General features: G+C 64.6%; 1 protein-coding gene. It reads right to left on the bottom strand.

Annotated elements, in window-relative coordinates; genetic code table 11:
• Positions 1-37: 37 nt before the first annotated feature.
• Positions 38-1,576, bottom strand: coding sequence for an ISL3 family transposase (locus ACFYOW_RS49560; protein ID WP_387299159.1), 1,539 nt, complete (start codon positions 1,574-1,576; stop codon positions 38-40).
• Between the last annotated feature and the right edge of the window lie 154 nt (positions 1,577-1,730).

Genomic DNA, 1,730 nt, shown 5'->3' on the forward strand with positions numbered 1-1,730 from the left:
GGATCTGGCACGCTTTCCGTGATCTCGGCTGAATAGTTCAGTCGCGGAGCAGGATTCGTTTGCGCAGCAGGTCGAGGTTGGCGCGACCGAACATCTGGCGCTTGAGCATTTTGATGCGGTTGACGTGGCCTTCGACCGCACCGCTGTTCCATTCCATGGTCAGTCCGGCGGCGACGGCGTCCTGGTCGCGACGCAGCCCGCGGACGAAGGAGTGCAGTGAGGGCTGGTCGTCGGCATCGATTGCGGCCATCCATTTTTCGAGTTCACGGCCGCGTCGGTTGCGCATGATGTCGGCGAAACCCCGGACGTGGTCGACCAGCGACTTCAAGTCGGGGCTGGCGGCCAGGATCGTCTCGAGTTGCTTTTGGTGGTCGGGTTCGAGGTTGGCGGGGTCGGTCATGATCCACGCTGTCACCCGCCGCGCCGTCGGCGGTTTGGGTGGCGTCCACGCGATCTGGTCGCCGGTGCGGAACTGATGGAGGTATTTCCGCAAGATCTTGTCGCTGCCACGGTATCCGCGGGTTTTGATCTCTATGAACAGGTGCGCGGCGTTCGTGCAGCCCTCATTCCACCGCTGGTGCAGGTAGGGCTTGTGGTCCTCGAGCAGGCTGCGACGGTATCCGGTCCTGTTGTTGACCAGCAGCTCCTCAGGGCTTGCGGCGCGGGCGAACCGACGCGCGGTGCCACGTGCCAATCCGAGATCCGTAGCGATGCCCCGGATGCTGCGGCCCTCGGCAAGTAGTCGGTGCACCGCCTTGTAGCGTTGCCGGGTGCGCACTGCGGTCCGATCGGTGCGAGCAGCTGGGCCGGGCGGCGTCTGTGACGGAACCGGCGCGCTGTCGGTTCGCGGGGGCACCGGGGGTTCGAGTTCGTCGGCTATGGCGGCGGCAAGATATCGGTGGTGTGTGGCCACCGCGCGTTCGACGGCTTCGCCGAGGTTGTGCCATAAATGCCAACGGTCGGCGACCTGCACGGCATTCGGTGCGCCCAGCCGTGCGGCTTCAGCGTAAGCACCAGCTCGATCGCGACAGACAATCTCGATACCGGGATGCGCCTCGAGCCACGTCGCGAGCGTTTCGCTGGTCCGATCGGGCAGAACATCGACCGGACGCCGGGTCTGCATATCGATCAGGATCGTGCCGTAATGGTGCCCACGGCGCAGCGCGAAGTCGTCGACACCCAGCACCGCAGGCGTGGGCCGATCTGGATCTGGCAGCGCTCTGATCTGCCGCAATAACGTCATCCGGCTTACTGCCGCCGCCAGGTGACGGGTGAGTCTTGCACCGGGGCGACCGCCCAATGCCAGCGCCACCGCGCACAGCACCCGCTGCAATATAGTGGTGCGGCGCGCATGCCGCCCTGCCAGATTCGGTACCTGCTCGGCGAAAGTCTTTCTGCCGCAATCATGGTTGTCGCAGAACAACCGCCGCACCCGCAACCGGATCATCACCTCGTGCCCGCCCACGGCTGTGTCGGACAATCGCCGCTCGTAGCGACTATGAACCCGTTTCGACAACATCGAGCATCCCGGACAGCCGACCGCGTCGTCCCCTGTGCAGGCCGAGATACCGATCACCAGCCCAGCCGCGCCGACACCATCAATCCGCAACCCGTCCAGGTGCGGGAACAAGACCGCCAACGGCCCAAGCTCAGAACACCGGGCACATGATCAATCATCATGCCCCAGAACGCAATTCGCATGGGTCAATCACGGAAAGCGTGCCAGATCC

Origin of the sequence: Nocardia sp. NPDC006982 (genome assembly GCF_042869435.1) — a bacterium.
In the GTDB taxonomy this organism is placed as follows: Bacteria; Actinomycetota; Actinomycetes; order Mycobacteriales; family Mycobacteriaceae; genus Nocardia.